This is a genomic window from Streptomyces sp. NPDC005878, from assembly GCF_040629815.1.
Lineage (GTDB): Bacteria > Actinomycetota > Actinomycetes > Streptomycetales > Streptomycetaceae > Streptomyces.
This window is the reverse complement of sequence record NZ_JBEXWK010000001.1, coordinates 22,774-43,858: the sequence shown is the minus strand read 5'-3', so window position 1 is coordinate 43,858 and position 21,085 is coordinate 22,774. Positions and strand designations below refer to the sequence as shown.

20 protein-coding genes are annotated in these 21,085 nt (G+C 72.7%); 8 read left to right on the top strand and 12 right to left on the bottom strand.

Annotated features, from left to right (window positions below; genetic code table 11):
- Nucleotides 1-20 precede the first annotated feature (20 nt).
- Nucleotides 21-1,490 carry an FAD-binding protein gene (locus tag ABZ404_RS00225; RefSeq protein WP_358835390.1) on the top strand — a complete coding sequence of 490 codons (1,470 nt, stop codon included), beginning with the start codon at nt 21-23 and terminating at the stop codon, nt 1,488-1,490.
- Nucleotides 1,491-1,590: 100 nt separating this feature from the next.
- Here the strand turns inward: ABZ404_RS00225 and ABZ404_RS00220 are convergent, their stop codons facing one another.
- The 6 genes from ABZ404_RS00220 to ABZ404_RS00195 are packed head-to-tail and all read right to left on the bottom strand — an operon-like array spanning nt 1,591 to nt 5,197.
- Nucleotides 1,591-2,646: an LLM class flavin-dependent oxidoreductase gene (locus tag ABZ404_RS00220; protein WP_358835391.1), complete on the bottom strand. Its 1,056-nt coding sequence runs from the start codon at nt 2,644-2,646 to the stop codon at nt 1,591-1,593.
- 28 nt (nt 2,647-2,674) lie between these two features.
- Entirely contained in the window at nt 2,675-3,451 is a 777-nt protein-coding gene (locus ABZ404_RS00215) for an SDR family oxidoreductase (RefSeq protein WP_358835392.1), read from the bottom strand.
- Nucleotides 3,448-3,909, bottom strand: coding sequence for a nuclear transport factor 2 family protein (locus ABZ404_RS00210; protein ID WP_358835393.1), 462 nt, complete (start codon nt 3,907-3,909; stop codon nt 3,448-3,450). The genes ABZ404_RS00215 and ABZ404_RS00210 overlap by 4 nt, the downstream gene beginning before the upstream one ends.
- Complete coding sequence (locus ABZ404_RS00205; RefSeq protein ID WP_358835394.1) at nt 3,890-4,405, bottom strand: nuclear transport factor 2 family protein; 516 nt, start codon at nt 4,403-4,405, stop codon at nt 3,890-3,892. The genes ABZ404_RS00210 and ABZ404_RS00205 overlap by 20 nt, the downstream gene beginning before the upstream one ends.
- 4 nt (nt 4,406-4,409) lie before the next feature.
- Complete coding sequence (locus ABZ404_RS00200) at nt 4,410-4,889, bottom strand: nuclear transport factor 2 family protein (RefSeq protein ID WP_358835395.1); 480 nt, start codon at nt 4,887-4,889, stop codon at nt 4,410-4,412.
- Nucleotides 4,886-5,197 carry an antibiotic biosynthesis monooxygenase family protein gene (locus ABZ404_RS00195; protein WP_358835396.1) on the bottom strand — a complete coding sequence of 104 codons (312 nt, stop codon included), beginning with the start codon at nt 5,195-5,197 and terminating at the stop codon, nt 4,886-4,888. The genes ABZ404_RS00200 and ABZ404_RS00195 overlap by 4 nt, the downstream gene beginning before the upstream one ends.
- Nucleotides 5,198-5,429: 232 nt before the next feature.
- On the opposite strand from ABZ404_RS00195, the gene ABZ404_RS00190 reads away from it, so the two are divergent.
- Both ABZ404_RS00190 and ABZ404_RS00185 read left to right on the top strand, forming a co-directional pair.
- Entirely contained in the window at nt 5,430-7,010 is a 1,581-nt protein-coding gene (locus ABZ404_RS00190) for an FAD-dependent monooxygenase (protein ID WP_358835397.1), read from the top strand.
- A 40-nt stretch (nt 7,011-7,050) separates the two neighbouring features.
- A complete protein-coding gene (locus tag ABZ404_RS00185) occupies nt 7,051-7,914 on the top strand; it encodes an NAD(P)H-binding protein (protein WP_358835398.1) in 864 nt (287 codons plus the stop codon).
- A 106-nt stretch (nt 7,915-8,020) separates the two neighbouring features.
- Here ABZ404_RS00185 and ABZ404_RS00180 read toward each other — a convergent pair whose 3' ends face one another.
- Nucleotides 8,021-8,668, bottom strand: coding sequence for a hemerythrin domain-containing protein (locus tag ABZ404_RS00180; protein ID WP_358835399.1), 648 nt, complete (start codon nt 8,666-8,668; stop codon nt 8,021-8,023).
- Between the two features lie 305 nt (nt 8,669-8,973).
- On the opposite strand from ABZ404_RS00180, the gene ABZ404_RS00175 reads away from it, so the two are divergent.
- On the top strand, nt 8,974-9,585 hold the full coding sequence (locus ABZ404_RS00175) for a TetR/AcrR family transcriptional regulator (RefSeq protein ID WP_358835400.1): 612 nt from the start codon (nt 8,974-8,976) through the stop codon (nt 9,583-9,585).
- A 75-nt stretch (nt 9,586-9,660) separates the two neighbouring features.
- Here ABZ404_RS00175 and ABZ404_RS00170 read toward each other — a convergent pair whose 3' ends face one another.
- Nucleotides 9,661-11,589 carry a helix-turn-helix domain-containing protein gene (locus ABZ404_RS00170; protein WP_358835401.1) on the bottom strand — a complete coding sequence of 643 codons (1,929 nt, stop codon included), beginning with the start codon at nt 11,587-11,589 and terminating at the stop codon, nt 9,661-9,663.
- Between the two features lie 426 nt (nt 11,590-12,015).
- On the opposite strand from ABZ404_RS00170, the gene ABZ404_RS00165 reads away from it, so the two are divergent.
- From ABZ404_RS00165 to ABZ404_RS00155, 3 genes are all read left to right on the top strand, one after another.
- Nucleotides 12,016-12,786: an SDR family oxidoreductase gene (locus tag ABZ404_RS00165; RefSeq protein ID WP_358835402.1), complete on the top strand. Its 771-nt coding sequence runs from the start codon at nt 12,016-12,018 to the stop codon at nt 12,784-12,786.
- 26 nt (nt 12,787-12,812) lie between these two features.
- Complete coding sequence (locus ABZ404_RS00160) at nt 12,813-13,184, top strand: MerR family transcriptional regulator (RefSeq protein ID WP_358835403.1); 372 nt, start codon at nt 12,813-12,815, stop codon at nt 13,182-13,184.
- Between the two features lie 270 nt (nt 13,185-13,454).
- On the top strand, nt 13,455-15,317 hold the full coding sequence (locus tag ABZ404_RS00155) for a M1 family aminopeptidase (RefSeq protein ID WP_358989900.1): 1,863 nt from the start codon (nt 13,455-13,457) through the stop codon (nt 15,315-15,317).
- A gap of 37 nt (nt 15,318-15,354) precedes the next feature.
- On the opposite strand, the gene ABZ404_RS00150 is transcribed toward ABZ404_RS00155, so the two are convergent.
- Nucleotides 15,355-16,578, bottom strand: coding sequence for a citrate synthase (locus tag ABZ404_RS00150; protein ID WP_358989897.1), 1,224 nt, complete (start codon nt 16,576-16,578; stop codon nt 15,355-15,357).
- Nucleotides 16,579-16,679: 101 nt separating this feature from the next.
- Between ABZ404_RS00150 and ABZ404_RS00145 the strand changes: the two genes are divergently transcribed.
- Nucleotides 16,680-17,828: a citrate synthase/methylcitrate synthase gene (locus ABZ404_RS00145; RefSeq protein ID WP_358989894.1), complete on the top strand. Its 1,149-nt coding sequence runs from the start codon at nt 16,680-16,682 to the stop codon at nt 17,826-17,828.
- A gap of 98 nt (nt 17,829-17,926) precedes the next feature.
- Here ABZ404_RS00145 and ABZ404_RS00140 read toward each other — a convergent pair whose 3' ends face one another.
- The 3 genes from ABZ404_RS00140 to ABZ404_RS00130 form a co-directional block, all read right to left on the bottom strand.
- A complete protein-coding gene (locus tag ABZ404_RS00140) occupies nt 17,927-18,376 on the bottom strand; it encodes a hypothetical protein (RefSeq protein ID WP_358837156.1) in 450 nt (149 codons plus the stop codon).
- 58 nt (nt 18,377-18,434) lie between these two features.
- Nucleotides 18,435-19,706, bottom strand: coding sequence for a hypothetical protein (locus ABZ404_RS00135; protein WP_358837157.1), 1,272 nt, complete (start codon nt 19,704-19,706; stop codon nt 18,435-18,437).
- A 170-nt stretch (nt 19,707-19,876) separates the two neighbouring features.
- Entirely contained in the window at nt 19,877-21,043 is a 1,167-nt protein-coding gene (locus ABZ404_RS00130) for a phospholipase D-like domain-containing protein (RefSeq protein ID WP_358837158.1), read from the bottom strand.
- Nucleotides 21,044-21,085: the final 42 nt, after the last annotated feature.

The window sequence follows — 21,085 nt, the reverse complement described above, 5'->3', positions numbered from 1 at the left end:
CCATCGAGAGAGGCCGTCCCATGGAAACCCATCAGCACCGCACCGACGCCCTGGTCGTCGGCAGCGGTTACGCCGGATCGATCGCGGCCCTGCGGCTCGCCGAGGCCGGGGTCGCCACGATCGTGCTGGAGCGCGGCCGCCGCTGGCAGGTCCGCGCCGACGGCGACACCTTCGCCACCCAGCACCGGCCGGACGGCCGCGCGTCCTGGCTGAGCCCGAAGTCCCCGCTCACCGACCGGACCCTCGACATCTACCCCGGCATTCTCGAATCCCTGGAGGGCGAGGGCCTGACGATGATCGCCGCGGCCGGGGTCGGCGGCGCCTCGCTGCTCAGCAACGGCACCATGGTCGAACCCTCGCCGGAGCTGTTCCGCCGGGCCTTCGGGGACTTCCTCGACCAGCGGGAGATGCACGACGTCTGGTATCCGCAGGCCCGGGAGCTGATCGGCTGCTCCCCGATCCCCAAGGACGTCCTCGACTCCGACTTCTACCGCTCCTCGCGCGACTTCATGGACCAGCTGGAGCGCGCGGGCATCCCCTACGACCTCGTCGACCTCGCCGTCGACTGGGACGTCATCCGCGAGGAGATGGCCGGGCGCCGGACCGCCTCGCACATCGCCGGGCTCAACGTCTTCGGCGTGAACAGCGGTGCCCAGCGCAGCATGGACCGCACCGTGCTGGCGCGCGCCGAGGCGAGCGGCCATGTCGAGGTGCGTCCGCTGAGCGTGGTCACCGGCATCCGCCCGGACGGCGAGGGCCACCTGGTCGCGTACGACGAACTGGACGAGCGGGGTGTGCCGGTGGCCCGGCACGAGGTGCGCACCACCCACCTGGTCCTGGCGGCGGGCACCCTCGGCACGACCCGGCTGCTGCTGCGCGCGAAGGCCGCGGGGCTGCTGCCGGACCTGGACGCCTCGGTGGGCACCCGGGTCGGCAACAGTGAGGTGATCACCGCCCGGACGGGTATGGCACCCAACAACCCGGCGCAGGGCGGCCCGTGCTCGGTCATCGTCAAGGACTGGCAGGACAACCCGCACGCCCCGGTGACCCTGCTGAACTTCCCCTGGGTGGACGCCCCCGCCGACGAGGGGTGGATCACCACGATCGGCGCGTCGCCGACCGAACCGCTCGGCTCCTTCCGCCACGACGCCGACCGGGACGACGTCGTCCTGAACTGGCCCGTGGAGGACCCGCGCGCGGTACGGGCCACCCACGCGGTCCAGCACACCCTGGACCGGCTCAACGCGGCCACCCCCGGCAGCAGGACCGCCTTCAACCGCATCGGCACCACGGGCGGCAACGTGGTGGGCGGGGTCCCCCTGGGCCTGGCCACCGCCGCCGACGGCAGCGTGCGCGGCGCGCGCAACCTGTACGTCGTCGACAGCTCGCTGCTGCACGGCTCCTCCGGCGCGGTGCCGCCGGCGCTGACCATCGCGGCGGTCGCCGCCCGCGTGGCCTCGCTCCTGGTGGCCTCGGTGTCGGGCGCCTGACGCACTCACCCGTCCGCGCGCGGACATACGAGAGGGGCTCCCCCGATGTGTTCGGGGGAGCCCCTTCCTCGTACCTCCCGCGGCGCGAAGTGCCTTGCGTCTAGCGGAAGTTCGGGATGACGTGCTCGGCGAAGAGGCGGGCGGTGCGGGCCGTCTCCTCGTAGGGCGGGTTGCCGGAGATCATCTGGAGGCTGATGGTGACGTCGCCGTACCACTCGCGGATGGTGCGCAGCCGCTCGGTGACCTCGTCCGGGGTGCCGACCAGCGTCTTGTTCTCGGCCACCGACTTGTCGAAGTCCGACTTCTTGATCTTGTCGACGATGGCCTCGTACCCGGCGTACCCCTCGCTGCGCCGGGTGCCCCACGCGGCGACGGCGTCGACCATCACCGCGTTGGTGCGCTGGGAGTACTCCCGGCCCTTGGCGCGGGCCTCGGCGGAGTCCTCGGCGAGGTAGCAGCCGTAGCTCAGGTGCACCTCGTCGCCGCCCGGCGCGTGGCCCGCCTCCGCGTACGCCTTGCGGTAGAGGGTGAGCATCTCCTGCACCTTCTCGCGCTTGGAGATGGACGGCACCAGCAGCAGCCCGTGGCCGTCGTGCCCCGCCTGCTCGCAGGAGGAGGGGGTGATGGCCGCGGCCACCAGGATCCTCGGGTGCGGGCGCTGGTAGGGCCGGGGGAGCAGGGTGACCGGGCCGAACTTGTAGAACTCGCTGTCCCAGACCACGTTCTCCTCCGCCCACAGCTTCTGGCAGGCCCGCAGACCGTCCAGGAAGCGCGGCCGGCTTTCGTCCATGGCCAGCTCGAAGGCGTCGAACTCGTCGGGCAGGAAGGCCCGGCCGAAACCGACCTGGAGGCGGCCGCGCGAGATGTTGTCCAGCATGGCGAGCTTGCCGGCCAGCTTCAGCGGGTGCGTGAAGGCCGGGATCACGGCGCCGGTCACCAGTTTGATGCGGCTGGTGCGGGCCGCCGCGGCGGCCAGGAAGGTGACCGGGTCCGGGCTGTAGCCGCCGTACTTGAAGAAGTAGTGCTCGACGGTCTTGATGTGGTCGTAGCCGAGCTCCTCGGCCAGTTCCACGAGCCGCAGGGCCTCGTCGAAGTACACGTCGGCGGGCTTCTCTTCGGGGCCGACGGTGGGGAAGAAGTTGATGCCGAATTCCATTGCTACTCCGTGACGTTGGGGTGTGTGGTCAGAACACGACTCCGGCGCCGCCGTCCACCGGCAGCACCAGACCGGTGGCGAAGGACGCCTCGGGGCGGGCGAGGTGGACCAGCCACCAGGCGATCTCCTCGGGCCGTCCCACCCGGCCGAGCGGCACCCGGGCGCGCTGGCGCTCGCGCATCCGCTCGATGCCGGCGGCGTCGAGTCCGGCGTGCTCGCCGATGGGGGTCTCCACGGGGCCGGGAGCCACGGCGGCGACCCGGATGCCGCGCGGCGCGAGTTCGAGCGCCCAGGTGCGGGTGAGGAAGTCCAGCGCCGCCTTCGTGGCGCCGTAGACGGAATGGCCGGGCCAGCCGCGCTGGTTGCCGGCGGTGGTGACGTTGAGGACGGTGCCCTTGGCCGCTTCCAGGTGGGGGAGTGCCTCCTGGGTGAGGAAGAGCGGCGCGAGGAGGTTGGTGGCGAACTGGCGGTGGGTGTCGTCCGCCTCGATGGCGCCGAGCGGGGCCGAGCGCATGGTGACGGCGTTGTTCACCAGCACGTCGAGCCCGCCCAGTTCACGCACGGCCGCCTCGACGACCAGGCGCGGTCCCTCCGGTGCCGAGATGTCGGCGGCGAAGGGGTGGATCCCCGGCCGCCCGGCGGCGGTCTCCGCGAGCCGGGCGGCCCCGCGCCCCACCACCAGCACCCGGGCGCCCTCGTCGGCGAAGGCGTGCGCCACCGCCCGCCCGATACCGGTGCCGGCCCCGGTGACGACGACGCGCCGCCCGGCGAGGCCCGTGTCCGCGCCCGTGGCCGGCCCGGTCACAGCTCGGTGCGCTCTCCGTCGGTGCCCACCGGCGACCACCACAGGTTGCCGCGCGTGACACCGTCGGCGAACAGGGCGCTGCGGCCCTCGACGATCCGGCCGTTCTCCCAGCGCAGCATGTGCACGCCCTCGACCTGGAGCCGCTCGTACGGGGAGACGGTGCCCTCCTCGGCGTGGGCGCGGTAGCCGTCGAGGCGGTAGATGTCGACGGAGACGCCCTCCGCCTCGTTGATCAGGATGCTCAGCGTCTCCGCCTGGATGCGGCCGCCGCACGCCTCGCCCAGCTTGCCCATCTTCTGGAGGTAGTCGTCCAGGCCGTTGAACCAGCCGGCGAACTGGTGGTTGCCCGGCATCTGGAAGCGCAGGTCCTCGGACCAGTATTCGGTGATCTTGCTGCGGTCGCCGGTCATGAGGGCCGCGTAGGCGGCCTCCACCCGTTCACGTGTCAGATCGGCCATGGTGTTCCTCCTGCTCGGAGCCGGTGTGCGAACCGGCGACGCTGTCATGGGAGTTGACCCGGTGCCGGACGAGCCAGCCGTCGTCGTGACGGACCAGCTCGTCCCGCCCGGTGGTGCTCAGATGGAGTTCGCAGCGCCCGCCGCGCGGCGTCTGGAGGAGCACCGCGTCGTAACGGGTGTGCACGGCGCCGTCCGGGGCGGGGCGCACGGTCAGCATCCCGATCAGATACCGCCGCACCCGCCCGTCCGCCCGGCGCTCGCCCACGGCCCCGCGGGCCGCGGCCGCGATAGCGGCGCGCCCGGTGCGTACCGGCGGCGCGTTCCCGGCGAAGACCTTGTCCGCCGGGGCCTCCTGCGCGAAGACGGCGTCCTCGGTGAAGGTGAGCGCCCAGCGCTCCACGTCGCCCTCGCCGAGGAGGCGCACCTGGCGGGCGTAGAACCGCTGGATCTCGTCGTAGAGACGGCCGTCCGCGGTCTCCGCGGCCCGGGGCGCCACCGGTTCAGGCCCCGTCGTGGGCGATGTCGCGGTGCTTGATCAGCCACCGGCCGGAGCGCCGGACCAGCAGGTCCTCGCCGGTGGTGCTCAGATACACCGAGGCCTTGCCGCCGTGCGGGGTCTCGAAGACCACCGCGTAGTACCGGGTACGGACCGCCTCCTCGTCCCCCGCCTCCGTGCTCTCGGGGGCGGCGACCACCATGGAGAACCAGTGGCGGCGCTGCACGCCGCGCCCGGCGAGCCGGTCGATGCCGCGCCGCATGGAGGTGGCGATGTGGGTACGGCCCTTCCACGGCTCGGGCTTCACGTTCTGCGCGAACACCCCGTCCTCGGTGAAGCCCTCGGCCCACTCCTCCGCCCCGCCCGCGTCGAGCACCTGCATATGGCGGGCGTAGAACTGGAGGATCTGGGCGTACGTGTCCGCCGAGACGGCGGGCACCTGGGTGCCGGCGGTCGCCATCACGGCCGCGACGTCGGGGGTCACCGGGCGGCTCCGGCCCGGCGGGCCACGCCCTCGACCACGACGTCGCTCAGGTGCGGCTCGCCCTTGATGACGGTGCCGAGCGCCTTGAGACGGGCCCGGAACTCCGGCTCGGCCAGCGCCGTGTCGAAGGACTCCTTGCTGTCCCACTCCGCCACGTTGAAGTAGACGCCCGGGTCCTTCTGGGAGCGGATCAGCTGGTAGCGGATCAGACCGGGCTGCTCCTCCATGAACTCGGCGACGTGCGCGTAGATCCGCTCCAGCTCCTCGGGCTTGCCGATGAGCGTCAGCTTGTTGACGAAGACGACCACGAAGACTCCTCGTTAGGACGAACGGTGGCACCCGGCCACCGGTGGTGGCCCCGGGGGCGCTCTCCACCCTCCGCCGCGCCGCTGATGCCTGGTTGGTGGCTCGTTGGTGGCACGACGGCGCCGCGCCGCCACGACCGGGCCCCCAGCCGGTCGGCATCGCGCCCCGATCCGGTCACCGCCCCGGCTGCCGATGCTGAAGGCACCGTCCTGTCCACCGAACCCGGGAGTGCCCGTGTCCGAGGCATCCGTGCCCGTCCTCATCGCCGGCGGAGGCCTGTCCGGCCTGTCCACCGCGCTCTTCCTCGGCCTGCACGGCGTCCGGCCGCTGCTGGTCGAGAAACACCCCGGCACCTCCGTCGTGATGAAGGCACGCGGGCAGTACCCCCACACCATGGAGGCACTGCGCATCGGCGGGGTGGCCGACCGGATCACCGCCGCCTCACCGGGCGGCACCGGCGACTTCTACATGGCGCTCGCCGAGACCCTCTCCGGCCCGGTGCTGCGCGGCATCATGACGCAGGGCGAGATGAGCATGGGCCATGTCTCGCCCGAGGACTGGGCGATGGCCAGCCAGGAGGTCACCGAGGTCATCCTCGCCGAACGGGCCCGCGAGCTCGGCGCCGACCTCGCCTTCGGCACCGAGCTGGTCTCCTTCACGCAGGACGCCGACGGGGTCACCGCCCTCCTGCGCGACGTGGCCACCGGCGCCGAACGCACCGTACGCGCCCAGCAGATGGTCGCGGCGGATGGCCGCAAGAGCCCGGCCCGCCGGGCTCTCGGCATCGGCGTCCACGGGCGGGGCCGGCTGGGCGAGGTCTTCCGGGTCTTCTTCGACGCGGACATGAGCGGCCCGCTGGCGGGGCTCGCGGGCGGGGTGACCGAGGGCCGCAGGTTCGCCCTGTTCCACCTGCTGCACCCGGTTCCGGGCGTCTTCTACACCACGGACATCCCCGGCCGCTACGGCTACATCCACGGCATGACCAGGGACCAGCCCGACTTCCGCGACTACACCGAGGAGCAGTGCGCCGCCCTCGTACGCACCGGTCTGGGCATGCCCGGCCTGGAGCTGACGGTGGCCGGGTCGGGCCGCACCGAGATCGTGAGCGAGGTCGCCGACCGGTTCACGGTGGGGCGGGTGCACCTGGTGGGCGACGCGGCGAAGGTGGTGCCGGCGCCCGGCGGACTCGGCGGCAACACGGCCGTCATGGACGGGTTCTACCTCGCGTGGAAGCTGGCCATGACCGTGCGCGGCCAGGCCGGTCCCGGGCTGCTGGCCAGCCATGACGCCGAGCGCAGGCCCGTCTCCGACATGATCGCGGAGCAGCAGTTCGCCAACACGGTCGAGCGCCTGGGCCCCGACCTCGACGACGGCACGGCCGCCGCGCCCATCGACCCGGTCGTCCAGGTCTTCGGCTACCGCTGCGCCCGGGGCGCCGTGGTCCCGGAACCCGGCGACGCGGGCGAACTCCTGGAGGACCCCACGGCCCCCACCGGCCGCCCCGGCTCCCGCGCGCCGTACGTACCGCTCGACGGGGGCGGCTCCACCACCGCCCTGTTCGGCCGCTCCTTCGTCCTGCTCGCCGGGGCCGACGCCACGGGATGGGAGGCCGCGGCGAAGAGCGCGGCAGGACGGCTCGGCATCGACCTCGCCGTCCACCGCGTGAGCGGCTGGGAGAAGAGCTACGGCGTGACGCCCTCCGGCGCGGCCCTGGTGCGCCCCGACCGCTTCATCGCCTGGCGCGCGGCGGACGACTCCGCCACGGACGGCCTCGAAGCGGCCCTGCGCACGGTCCTGGACCGTCCCACCGACTGATCCACACCCTGTCCCACCTGCTGAAACGGAGACTGCGACCATGACCATCCTGGTGACCGGGGCGACCGGCAACGTCGGCGGCAAGGTGCTGTCGCGCCTGCACGCGGCGGGCCATTGTGTACGGGCCCTGACCCGCGACCCCTCCCGCGCCCGGCTGCCCGCCGGTGTCGAGGTGGTGGGCGCCGACATGGGCCTGCCCGACACCCTGCCGGACGCGCTCGACGGCGTACGCGAGGTCTTCCTCATGTCGCTCGGCCACAACAAGCGCACCCATGACGCCAACCTGGTGGCCGTCGCGCGCAAGACGGGGGTGGAGCGCATCGTGCAGCTGTCCACGCTCGGGGTCGCGGAGGTGGAGGAGGAGAACGACACCCCGCTCGGCCTGTGGCACCGCCAGGCCGAGAAGGCGCTCATGGAGTCCGGCCTGGCCTGGACGATCCTGCGGCCCAACGGCTTCATGACGCACGCCCTCGGCTGGGCGGAGGCGGCGCGCGGGGACGGCGTGGTGCGCAGCCCCGTCGCCGATCTGCCCGAGGCGCTGGTCGACCCCGAGGACATCGCCGACGTGGCGGTGCGCGCGCTGACCGAGCGGGGCCACGAAGGACGCGTCTACGCCCTCACCGGCCCCGAAGCCCTGACGGCACGTCAGCAGGTCGCGGTGCTCGGCTCGGTGATCGGCAGGAAGCTGCGCTTCGAGCAGATATCGATCGAGGAGCACCGCGCGGTCATGGCGGGGCTGTACGGGGAGGCGACCGCCGACGGTGTGGTGGCGGCGCTGCGCAAGGCGCTGGAGTCGGGCGACGACTTCCGCGGGCGGCTGTTCCCGGACGTGCGGAACGTACTGGGCCGGCGTGCCCGCGGCTTCCGGGACTGGGCCGAGGCCCACAAGGCCGACTTCGTCTGATCCCGGGCCGGCCTCAACCGGCCCCGCTCGTCACGGCACGGTGCCCGGCGTCCACCTGGGGGACGCCGGGCACCGTCGTGCTCGCCGCGAGCGGCCGGGCCGGAGGTCAGGCCGCGGCCCGTGAGAAGGCCCGGGTGCGCTTCTCGTAGCGCGGTCGCCAGACGGCCTTGAAGAGGAGGCGTACGGGCGGCGGCACCACCGCGAGCGCGGTGCGCCGCGTCTCCTCGGAGGCGCCGTCGAGCACCCAGGGGAAGTACAGGGCGCCGCCCTTGACCCCCAGCATCCGCCGCTGCTCGGCGCCGAAGGTGTCGTATTCCTGGGCGCTGAGCACCTCCAGGACGAGGGGCAGGGCCGCCCGCTCCTCGTGGTCGAGGTGGTGGACCAGCTTGCCGCCCACCTCGGCGATCAGAGCGGGCAGCCGCTCCTGGCGCCCCTGGGCCAGCACGTCCTCGACGGCTTCGAGGAGCGGGTCGAGTGCCTCGTGCTCGGCGTCCATCTCGTCGAGCATCCGCAACTGGGCCGGGCTGTCGGCGAGTTTGGCGCGCATCAGGGGCCACAGCACCTTGTCCTCGGCGGTGTGGTGGATCGTCAGGAACGTCTGGAAGGTCTCCCATCCGGTACGGAACGCGGAGCCGGGCGCGGTGCCGTTGTCCCGTGCGGTGGCGGCCAGCAGGGCCAGGTCGCGCCGGAAGGCGTCGTGGGTCGCGTACATCAGCGTCAGATCGGGCTGAGTGCGGCCCTCGGTGGCGGTCATGGCGGGAGTCCTCTCGCATGCGGGGTCGGATGGCGCTGCGGTCTGCGCGGCGGTGGGGGACGACGCCGGGCCGGCACTCGACGGTGCACGGTGTCCCGTACCTGTGGAACAGCATGCCCCAGAGCGAGATGTGGGGCAAGTTGTTCCACAGGCCGGATCGGTGCAGACTGTCGGCAGCGGGCCCCGGGACGGCTCCCGCGCCGGGCCGTGCTGCCGCACCGGCGCACGTGACCTGCGCGTACGCCACCGCGATACCCGACCGCGCGCCCTACACTCGTCCCACCACGACGACAGGACGGAGCCGGATGTCCGCCCCCACCGAGCCGAGCCGCACCTCCGGCGCGCCGGGCCGCGGGCCCGACCCGCGGGCCGAGCGCAGCCGCGCCGCCGCGCTGGCCGCCGCCCGCGACCTGCTCATCGAGCAGGGCTGGTCGGCGGTCACCCATGTCGCCGTCGCCGCCCGCAGCGGCGTGGGCCGCACGACCCTCTACCGCCACTGGCCCGACGCCTCGGGCCTGGTCCGGGACGTCATCGCCGAGCGGATCTCCACCGCGCACACCCCGCCGACCGGCGTCCTGCGCGAGGACCTGGTCCGTGAACTCGACGGGCTGCGGCGCCTGCTGCACGACCCGGTGAGCGACCGCGGGCTGCGCGCCGTCATCGAACGGGCCGGGGTCGACCCGGTCTTCGCCCAGCTGAAGGAGGCGCTCTACCGCGAGGGCTCGCGCGTCTTCCGTACCGTCCTCGACGCGGCGAAGGCGCGCGGCGAACTGGCCGCGGACCTCGACCCCGACCTCGCCGTCGACCAGCTGGCGGGCCCGCTGATGTACCGCCGGCTGCTCGCCGGACGCCAGATCACCGCCGAGTACGTCGAGCGCGTCGTCGACGACTTCCTGGTGGCGCACGCCCCCGCCTGAACCCGGGCCCGCCCCGGCACACGGACCGGGACGGGCGCACGGGCCTCACGCGGACGGCGTGGTCGGCGCGGTCGGTCAGCGCACCCCCTGCCCCGCCTCGGCGCGCCCCCGCAAGGACGCGCTGACCTTGGACAGGCGCAGGGCCAGCTGGATCTCCAGGGCCGGGCCCGGCTGCTGCCACTCGGGACCCAGGAGCTGCGAGACGCGCTCCAGCCGCCGGGCCACCGTGTTGGTGTGCACCCGCAGCGCCTCGGCCGCGTACGTCGGACTGGCGCCCGCCGCGAAGTACGCCTCCAGGGTCGCCGCGAGACTGGTCGAGCGCCGCTCGTCGTAGGTGAGGATCGGGCCGAGCGTCTGCTCGATGAACGCGCCGATGTCACGGCTGCCGCCCAGCAGCATGCCGACGAAGCCGAGTTCGTCGGCCATCGCCGGGGTGTCCGCGTCCTCCTTGCCGAGGATCGTCACGACGTCCAGGCAGGCGGCCGCCTCCTGGTACGCGGCGAGCAGCTCCTCGGGACCGCCGCAGGCCGAGGCCGCGCCGACCGCCACCGGCCGCCCCAGGGTCCTGGCCAGCCGCTGCTTCACGTCGCGGGCGGCCTCGCGCGCGTCCGCGTGCGGCAGCAGGAGGACCAGGTGGCCGTTGTGGACCGTTCTGGCGCCCCCGCGGAGCCAGACGAAGGTCGAGGTCCAGGTCGACAGGGCATGCCCCTCGCCGGCCGGGAACCGGGTGACGATCACGGCGTGCCGACGGCTCAGATCGAGCCCGAGCCCCTTGAGCCGGCGCTGGCAGCGGCGGCTGAAGGGAACGCCGTCGAGCAGCCGGTCCAGCGCCTCGTCGCGGAACTTGCGGTCCGCGGACTCGGCGCCGCGGTTGAGCGTGACCAGGATCGCCGCCGCCCGGACCGCGTACCCCACCAGGTCCGTGTCGGGCGTACGGCCCGCCCGGCAGCGCAGGACCAGCGCGCCCCGATCCTCCTCGCCGGCCCGCAGGGGCGCGACCACGGTGCTCTCGTCCAGGTGGACGACGCGCTGCTCGGCGCGGGCGGTGAAGGCGGCGGCGGCCAGCTCCTGCTCGTCGTCCCACCGGCCCTGGTCGCGCGCCATGGTGTCGTCGTTCTCGTCGCGCAGCCAGACCGAGCCGTCGAGGACCTGGCCCGCCGTGACCGTGAACGCCTTCACGTCGACTCCGCCGAGGGCGAGTTCGACGAGCCGTCCGCCGCTCTGCGCGGTCTGCCGCCGCGCCTTCTCCCGGGCGCGCAGCCGGTCGACCTCGGCGGTGAGGTCGGCGGCCCGGCCGCGGGCGCGCTCCAGGGCCTGCACGGAGTTCACGGCGGCGACGGCGTAGGTGGCGACCGTCGACAGCGTCGCCACCTCGTCCGCGGTGTACGAACGGGCCACCCGGTCGCCGCCGAAGAGCACGCCGACCACCTTGCCCTCGCTGCGCAGCGGCACCGCGAGCAGCGCCGTCAGCCCCTCTTCCAGGACGACCGCCTCGATGTGTTCGGAGCGCGGGATCGTGTCGTCCCGGTGGCAGTCGGCGGTCCACACGGGCGACTGCCCGACCGCGTTGACGGCGTTCATGCCCTGCCAGACGGGGACGCGGGCGACCCCGCCGAGCACGGAGATCGCCCCGTCGGCCGCGCGGATGCAGGACCCCTCCTCGCCGTCGAGGAGCAGCACCCAGGCCATGTCCACGTGGAGCAGCAGCCGGGTACGGCGTACGAGGGTGGTGAGCAGCGAGTCGAGGTCGTCCTGCTCGGCCAGGGCGCGGGTCGTGTCCATGAGCAGGGCGAGCTCGTTCTTGCGCCGCTCCAGGTCCGCGAGCTGCTGCTCGACCCCGAGGGCCAGTTGCTCGGCCCGCTCCAGATCGTCCACGACGTGCGGGGGAGCGCCTCCCCGCCGCGCCTGGAGCGCCGGTTGACTGAAGGCTCCGCGGGAGGCCCGCATGGCCAGGAGTTCCAGATAGGTGACGGCACCGCTGAGGGTGGCCGTGTCTTCGGACATCTCACTCCGTACTGTGCGCAGGGGGACGCTCCGCCCACCGGTCGCGCCGACGCGACGGAGCGCATGGGGGTGATGGGGGGTGTCCTGTCCTCGCCGGTCCGCCCCACGGCGGAGAAAGAACCGCCGCCCGGACGCGGGCCCCGCCCGGCGACCCGCCCGGCGGGGCGGCCGTGGCACCGCTGACCTGCTCTTCGGCTCTGCGAATGCTTTCCTCGTCACCACGAAAGGACCCCCCGCCCGCCATTAGGACTTCATCGCGATGGCGCGATCAAGTAATTTCCCGTGTTTTGGCCAGAACTAGGTGCCGCTGTGGGGATCGGTGCGGGGGCATCGGGGGCCGCCCCTACGGCCGTATCCGCCGGGAAGCCGTCGGTGCCGCGCTCCCCTTGACCTTGTCACTGGCGGCAGGGTTGAACGATGTCCGCCATGGACACCGCAACCATGACCCCCGCATCCCGGTCCACCAGGACCGTCGTCGTCACCGGCGCCGGTACCGGCATAGGGCGGGCCACCGCGCGTGCCTTCGCCGACGAGGGGGCCCGGGTGTTGGCCGTCGGGCGGCGGGCCGAACCCCTGCACGAGGCCGCCGCCGGCCGGGAAGGGATCACGCCGCTGGTCGCCGACATCACCGCCGAGGACGGGCCCGCGCGGATCGTCGCCGCCGCGCTCGACCTGCACGGGCGGCTGGACGTGCTGGTCAACAACGCCGGTATCGTGCGCGGCGGTTCGCTCGACGCCCTCGACCCGGAGGGGATCGCCCCGCAGCTCGCCACCAACCTGGTCGCGCCCGTCCTGCTCGCCCGGGCCGCCCTGCCGTCCCTGGAGGCGTCCGGCGGGGTGATCGTCAACGTCAGCACCTCGGTGGGGCAGCGGGGCTGGGCCGGGAACGCCTTCTACGCGGCCACCAAGACGGCGCTGGAGACGCTGACCCGGGGCTGGGCCGTGGAGCTGGCGCCCCGGGGCATCCGGGTGGTGGCCGTCGCCCCCGGAGCGGTCGAGACCCCGATCGGCGTGCACCAGGGCCTGACACCGGAGCGGCTGGCCGCGGTGCGCGCATGGCAGAGGGCGCACACTCCGCTGGACCGCATCGGCCGGCCCGAGGAGGTCGCCCGGGCCATCGCCTACCTCGCGTCCCCCGCCGCCTCGTTCATCACCGGGGCGATCCTCCCGGTCGACGGAGGGGCGGTGGTGGCGTGATAGGAGTTGCCCCGGAGGTGGGGCGGGTGCGGATCGGCGAGTTGGCGAAGGCGACCGGGACGACGGCGCGGGCGCTGCGCCACTACGAGCGGGCCGGGCTGATCACCTCGGAACGGGCGGCCAACGGCTACCGCGTCTTCGACGACCGTACGGTGGTACGGGTCCGCAACATCCGCCATCTGCTGGCCGCGGGGCTCACCCTGGACGACGTCGCGGTCTTCCTGCCCTGCCTGGACGGTGACGTGGCCGCGGCGCCCCCCTCGGACCGGGGGCTGCGGGTCGCCCGGGAGCGGCTCGCCGTCCTCGAAGCACGCATCGCCGCCCAGACGCGGGCCCGGGACCGGCTGCGGGCCGCGCTGCGCGAGCGCACCGGCGACCGGGCCCGCCCGGTGGCCTGACTCCCCGTCGGCGCGGGGGACTTCTCCAGGGCGGACGGACCCCCGCCCGGCCGGGCAACAGTTTTACCCGCCCCTGATGGCATGCCCTGGTCAAATCTGCCAGGCTTTCCGGCAGCCGCCGCCCCGGACCGCCCCGGGGAGGCGCGCAGGAAATCTCACCGCAGCCGTCGCGCGAGCGATGTGCGCAGTCCGCGGCCGCCTCCGGCGCACCCGAGCCGTCGGGCGGCCACCGAGCACGCCGGAACCCCGGCCGCGTCAAAGGAGTCACGTGTGAGACCCACCCCCCACCCCGCCCTCGCGGCGAGCGCGCTGTCCGTGGTCGCGCTGGCCGCCTTCTCGTATCCGGGCACCGCGGCCGCCGCCGCACCGCACGAGGCGCCCCGGGCCGCCGCCGCGTGCACCCCGGCCCAGGTGGTCGCCAACGGCGGCTTCGAGAGCGGCACAGCGCCGTGGAGCCAGTCGCAGACCGGTCTGATCACCAACCGCGCGGGCCAGAGCGCCCACGGTGGCGGCTACTTCGCGTGGCTGAACGGCGTCGGCGGCACCCACACCGACACCCTCTCCCAGAGCGTCACCATCCCTTCCGGCTGCTCCACCGCCACCCTCACCTTCTGGCTCCACATCGACACGGCCGAGACGACGTCGTCCACCCAGTACGACAAGCTCACGGCGAAGATCGGCGGCACGACCCTCGCGACGTACTCGAACCTGAACAAGAACACCGGTTACGTCCAGAAGTCCTTCGACGTGTCGTCCTTCGCGGGCCAGACCGTCAACGTGGCCTTCACCGGCACCGAGGACTCCAGCCTCCAGACGAGCTTCGTCGTCGACGACGTCGCCCTCACCGCCTCCGGCGACACCACCCCGCCCGGTGACTCCACCCGTACACCGGCCTCGCCCGCGTACACCGTCATCCTCAGCAGCAACACCAGCGGTACGGCGTGGACCGGCCACGAGAGCGCGACCTTCACCAACGCCTCCGCCACCGCGCTCAGCGAGGTGTATCTGAGGCTGTGGGACAACTACCACGGCACCTGCTCCGCCATGCCGATCACCGTCACCAACGTCACCGGTGGCACCGCGGGCTCCCTCTCGGTGGGCTGCACCGCCCTGCAGATCGCCCTGCCCACCCCGCTCGCCCAGGGACAGAGCGCCACGATCGGCTTCGACCTGGGCATCACCGTCCCCAGCGGCGCCGACCGCTTCGGCCACGACGGGGCGTTCAACAACATCGGCAACGCGCTGCCGGTGCTCGCCGTCAAGGACGGGGCCGGCTGGCACCTGGACCCGTACACCAACAACGGCGAGTCGTTCTACTCCCTGGCCGCCGACTTCAAGGTGACCCTCGACCACCCCACCACCCTGCTGGTGCCCGCCACCGGCACCTCCGTCGACACTCCCGGCTCCAGCGGCCGTACGGTCACCACCGCGACCGCCGCCAAGGTCCGTGACTTCGCCTGGGCGGCGGGGCCGTTCAGCAAGATCTCCGGCACCTCGGCCGCCGGGACCGCGATCAACATCTACTCCGTCTCGGGCATCAGCTCCACCGACGCCCAGTCGATGCTGAGCACCGCCAAGAGCGCGGTGGACGCCCACGCGGCCCGCTTCGGCGCCTACCCGTACGGCGAGCTGGACGCGGTGATCGACAACAACTACTGGTTCGGCGGCATGGAGTACCCCGGCTTCGTCCTCGACCTGGTCAGCACCACCGCGCTCACCCATGAGATCGGCCACCAGTGGTTCTACGGCATCGTCGGCGACGACGAGTACACCAGCCCCTGGCTGGACGAGTCCTTCACCGACTACGCCACCGACCTGGCGCTGAACAAGACGGGCAGCGGCTGCTGGAACAGCGTCTCCTGGGCGTCGTCCGCCGAGAAGATCACCAACTCGATGGCCTACTGGGACGCGCACTCCTCGCGCTACTCCACCGTCGTCTACGGCTACGGCAAGTGCGCCCTGCACGACCTGCGGCGCGTCCTCGGTGACACCGCGATGGCCAAGCTCCTGAAGGACTACGCCACGTCGCACTGGTACGGCGTCTCGACGACCGCCGAGTTCAAGGCGGCGGCCCAGGCCGCCACGGCCACGGACCTGACGTCGTTCTGGACCACCCACCGCATCGACGGCTGACACCGCCCGCGCGGTCCGCGCGCACCACTCTCGCCCGTCACGGCAGCGGCTGTGGCGGGCGAGGGCCCGTGTAGTGGGCGCTGGGGCGCATCCGCAGGGGGTGCTCCCCGTACTCCTCCAGGGCGTGCGCGATCCAGCCCGCCGTACGCGCCACCGCGAACACCGTCTCGCCCGCCTCGGCGGGCATCCCGCACGCCACACTGAGGACGGCGAGCGCGAGATCGACGTTGGCGTGCAGTTCCGTGTGCCGGGCCGTCGTGGCGATCACGTCCTGGGCCGCGGCCAGCGCCTCCTCGGCCTGCGGAAGCTCCGCGAGCAGTGTGAACAGGGCCCGGGCCCGCGGGTCCTCGCCCGGGTAGAGACGGTGGCCCAGCCCCGGCACCCGGCGGCCCGAGCGCAGATGGGCGGCGACCACGGGGGCCGCGCCGCCGCGCTCCAGGACCTCGGCGAGCATCTGGTGGGCGAGGCCGCTGGCGGCCCCGTGCAGCGGTCCGTCGAGCGCGCCGAGCCCGGCCGAGACGACCGCGTACGGATGGGCGCGCGCCGAGGCCGCCACCCGGGCGGCGAGCGTGGACGCGGCCAGATCATGGTCGATCAACAGGGCGAGCGCCGTGTCCAGTACGTTGATCGACGCCTCGTCGGGGAGCCGGGGGGTCAGGCGGTGCCACAGCTGCCAGGCGAGCCGTTCGGCGCCGCGGTGCCGCCTGCCGGCCGTGGGCAGCGCCCCGACCAGGGTGGGGATCAGCGTCCGGGCGCAGCCGAGCACCGCCGCGGGCTCCAGGTCGAAGCGGAGCGGATCGGCGGCGGAGACGGCGACCGCGGCGGCCCGCAGCCGGTCCATGGCGCCGCTGTGCGTGGGCAGCGCGCCGACCGCGAGACGCGCCGCGTCGAGGAACGGCCGGGGCGCGGTGAACCGGGCCCCGCGCGGCAGCGTGCCGGTCCACACCCACTCCGCGACCTCCTCGAAGCCGTAGGCCGCGGCGAGTTCGACCGCGTCGACGCCGCGGAAGTAGTAGCGGTCCTTGTCGATGAGCGTCAGTTCGGTACGGAAGGTCAACTCACCGCCGCGGACGGCGGGTTCGCGGCGGGCGCTGCGCCGGGCGAGCGCGTCGACCTCCTTGGCGTCGAAGGTGGAACCGCGTCCGCCGGGCGCCCGCTCGCTGCTGAGCTGGCCGCGGCTGACGTACGCGTACACCGTCTCCGGCTTCACACCGAGCCGTTCGGCCGCCTCGCGGGTGGTGAGTCGCGACTGATCCGTCATGGGGCCACCGTATCCAAGATCGATCAATGTTGATTCAATCAATATTGACAGCTTTCTCGTCAATCATAGACAGTCGAATCAACATTGAAGGAGGAACAGCGATGTCGACCACCACCACGCCGGTGCCCCGCGGGCTCGCGGGCGTCGTCGTCACGGACACCGCGCTCGGGGACGTCCGCGGGCGCGAGGGCTTCTACCACTACCGCCAGTACTCGGCCGTCGAGCTCGCGCGGAGCCGCGGCTTCGAGGACGTATGGCACCTGATGTTCCACGGCGAACTGCCCGACGCCGCCGCCCGCGCCGACTTCACGGCCCGCACCGCCGCCCTGCGCCGGCTGCCCCGGGAGGTGAGCGAGGCGCTGCCCGGCATCGCGGCGGCCGGCGCGGCCTCCGGACCGCTCGCCGGACTGCGCACCGCTCTCTCCCTGCTCGGCGCCGCGCAGGGCTTCCGCCCGGTGTACGACCTCGACGCCGGCCGGCGCCGCGAGGACGCGCTCGCCGCCTGCGCCGCCGTCCCCACCCTGCTCACCGCGCTGTACCGGCTCGGCCGGGGCCTCGACCCCGTCGAGCCGCGCGAGGACCTGTCGTACGCCGCCAACTACCTCTACATGATGACGGGTTCACCGCCCGCGCCCGACCGTGTCCGGGCGATCGAGCGCTACCTCATCTCCACCGTCGACCACGGCTTCAACGCCTCGACATTCACCGCGCGCGTGGTCGCCTCCACCGGCGCGGACCTGGCGGCGTCCCTGGTCGCCGCGGTCGGGGCGCTCTCCGGCCCGCTCCACGGCGGCGCCCCCAGCCGCGCCCTGGACACGCTCGACGCCATCGGCTCACCGGAACGTATCGACGCGTGGGTGCGCGAGCGGGTCCTCGCGGGCGAGCGGATCATGGGCTTCGGCCACCCCGTCTACCGCACCGAGGACCCGCGCTCGCGGATGCTGCGCGGGATCGCCGAGGGCATCGGCGGTCCGCTGGTCGCCTTCGCCGTCGAGGTGGAGAAGCACGTCGAGGCGATCCTCGCCGAACTCAAGCCCGGCCGGGAGCTGCACACCAACGTGGAGTTCTACGCCGGCGTGGTCATGGAGCTGTGCGGGGTGCCGAGGGAGATGTTCACCCCGACGTTCTGCGCGGCCCGCGTCATCGGCTGGAGCGCCAACATCCTGGAGCAGGCGGAGGACTCGAAGATCATCCGCCCGGCGGCGCGCTATGTGGGCCCGCCCCCGCCGCAGCCGGTACCCGCCCCCTGAGAAGACGAGTCCCCCCTTCGCCCGCGCCGGGGCGCTCCCGCGCGGGCCTGAGCCCGGCGGGAGCGCCCGGGGGCGCGGTACCCGGTCGCGTACGGGCGTCAGCGCCAGATCGTCTGGACCGAGTCGAACTGGACCCAGGTGATCGGGTTGCCCGAGTTGCCGCCGAAGATGGTCACCGAACCGGCGGTGTTCACCTCGAAGCGGCAGGAGTTGATGCCCGCGCTGTTGTTGCGCGGCGCGGTGGCGCGGATGTACGAGGTGGGCCTGGCCATGGCGGCGGGCAGCGTGGCCACCTTGGTGTCGGCGGCGAAGCTGCCGTTGATGATGCCGCGGGCCTGGAGGAACGTGGTGCCCGCGATGGTGACGAGGCGGACCTGCGGGGTCGCGCCGGTCTGCGCGGTGACGCCGGGCTCCAGGACCAGGTCGGCCCAGTCGCCGGCCTCCACGCCGGCGGCGGCCGCGGGGGAGGCGGCGGCGAGGTTGGCGACCGCGACGGCGGCGGGCACGGCGAAGGCGGCACCGAGGATGCTGCGGCGGTTGTAGGACATGATGGCTGGTCTCCTTGACGAGGCCTGGTACGAGTGACGGGGAGGACTGCGGGCGCGGTCAGCGCCAGACGGCGCTGAAGCTGTCGAGCTGGACCCAGGTGATGGCGTTGGTGTCACGCCCGCCGAACAGGCGCAGCGCGCCGTCGGTACCCGCCTCGACCCGGGCGACGCAGTAGCCGCCGTTGTTGTTGCGCGGCACGTTGCAGCGGGCCGCCACGCTGGGCGTCAGCGCGTCGGGCAGCGTGCCGAGGACCGCGTCGCCGTCGAAAGTGCCCTTGACTCCTCCGCTGAGCTGGAGCGTCGTGGTTCCGGCGACGCTGATGAGCCGGCCCCGGGGCGGGTTCACGTCGGCGGTGACACCGGAGGCGAGGGGGATCGTCGTCCAGTCGGTCATCACCTTGACGCCGTCGACCTCGGTCGTGTCGGGGATCGTCAGGAGCGTGCAGGTGCGCGGCCCGGGGTCCTCGCAGGCGAAACCGAAGTGCAGGTTGGTCACACCGTTGCGGGTGTCCACGTGCATGCCCTCGGGCTCGCGCCATTCGAGGCCCGGCGCGGCGGTGATGAACTGCCGGTCCAAAACCTTGCCGGTGGCCCACTCCAGCGCGGTGATGTAGGTGTTGCCCGGCGGAGGGTTGCGGGTGGCGGTGCTGGACTCGCCGTTGAGCATGTACACCACGCCCCGGTGCGACGCGTACCCCTGGAACACGCCCAGGTCCGCGGGCATCTCGATGCGCTGGAGCGGCTCGAAGACGCCCGCCGAGGCCTTGGCCAGGTCGTACCGCTCGAAGTGCGTGGCGCCGTCGGAGTAGAAGCGCAGCACGAGCTCGTTGGAGCTGCGGTCGATCGTGGGGGTGGTGAAGAGCGCGGTCGGTGTGGGGCGGTACGGCTTCGCGTGGAGCGAGGAGCCGTAGTCGAGCACCGAGCCCGAGCGGAAGTCGAAGTTGGTGATGGAGGTGCCGAAGCCCTCGTCCCTGCTGTTGGGCTGCGACGCGGTCTCGGTCCACAGCCGGATGGTGCCGTTGCGGTTCTCGACGCCCAGGTTGACGCCGTGGCCGAAGCCGCGCAGATACATGTATCCGGTGATCGCGCCCGCCCGGGTGAGGCGCGTCACGCACATGTCGCCGTTGCGGTTGCGGGTGTCGTAGTCGACCGGCGCGGACTCGCCGCTGAGGGTCAGACCGCCCTGCATCAGCTGGAGCACGAAGATGTCGCCCGACACCGGGTCGGTGTGGAACGACTGCATCACGGTGCTGTTCTTGAGCGGGCGACGGTGCAGCAGTTTGCCCACCGGTCCCGCGATGTCTATCTGTCCTTCAATGGTGACGCTCAACGACGCCGCTCCTTCATGCACGCCTCGGTGCTGCCGTGGTCGGAACGGCGTCAGTGTCGCATGGGTGTTCCCGTGGCGGGAGCCGTGGTGCGCCGTTCACGGTCCAGGCGGTGAACGGCGCACCAGCAAGCCCGACATGTCCGGAAACACCACCGTCGGACTGGCCGGAATCAGCCGGTCAGTGTCGCCTGGGAGCGCATCGCGAGGAAGTTGCTCCGGTAGGCGTCGTGGGTCGTGGCGCCCTCGACGCGCAGCAGCGCCTCGTCGTTCTCCCTGAGCGAGGAGAGGTCGAGGTTGTGGGAGCCCGTGAACGTCCACTTGGTGTCCGGGTGCCCCGCGTAGTTCCCCTCGACCAGCAGGTACTTGGAGTGTACGAACAGGTCGTCCGCCTCGGTGTCGGCGGTGCCGTTGTCGAGGTGGAGCCGGTACGGCTTGATCCGCGCGTGGTTGCCGAGGGTCGCGAGCTGGCTGGTGTCGTTGTAGACGACCTCGATCCAGCAGTCCTGGTCGGCGAGCTGCCTCAGCTTGCTCGCCACCGCGGCGCGGGTGAAGGCGTAGGCGGCGACGCGCACGACCGTCTTGTGGGAGGCGGAGCCGACCGTGGTGTTGCCGGTGCAGGAGACGTTGTTCAGTACGTCGACCATGAGGTCACCGGTCGCCTGCGGGAAGAAGTAGTACTTCTCGCCCCCGGACGTGGTGCCCTGCCGGTAGTAGTCGGTGGTGCGCTTCTCCGCGGCGAGGTCGTTGAAGTACGCCGTGTACGCGGTGTAGAGGTCGGTGTTGCCCACCGAGGTGTAGGCGTTGTTCCAGAACCGGGAGGTGTTCGCCGCGGTCTGGTTGGCCGACGTCTGGATCACCACGTCCTCGGCGACGCCCGCGTCCCCCACCCGGGAGAAGAGGAAGAACTTGTTGTGGTTGATGTGGTTCTTGCTCGGGTCGAGCGTCGTGTCCGCGATGCACGCGCGGTCCTTGGGACACACGTGCAGCCAGGACGGCTGGGTCATGTCCTCGCCGAGGGCGGCGGCCAGCTGGGTGGCCGCGGTGGAGGTGGAGTACGAAGAGTCCAGGACGACCCGGACCTGGACGCCCCGGTCGTGGGCGCGCCGGAGCGCGTCGCTGTAGCCGGTGTCGGTCAGGGCGTACAGGGCGGCGCGCAGCGTGCGGCCGCTCTGGGTGTTGTCGATCGCCCCGATGATGTGGTCCTTGATCGCGTTCTGCTCGGCCGCGGTGCCCTGCGGGTTGTTGAAGACCGCGCCGGTGGTGGGCATCGGCGCCGGGTCCGCCACGGCGGCCGGGGCTGGGACGAGCAGGGCGGCCAGGAGGGATCCCGCGAGCAACGCGGCGGAACATATGCGTCTGATGTCTCTCACTCCTCGACG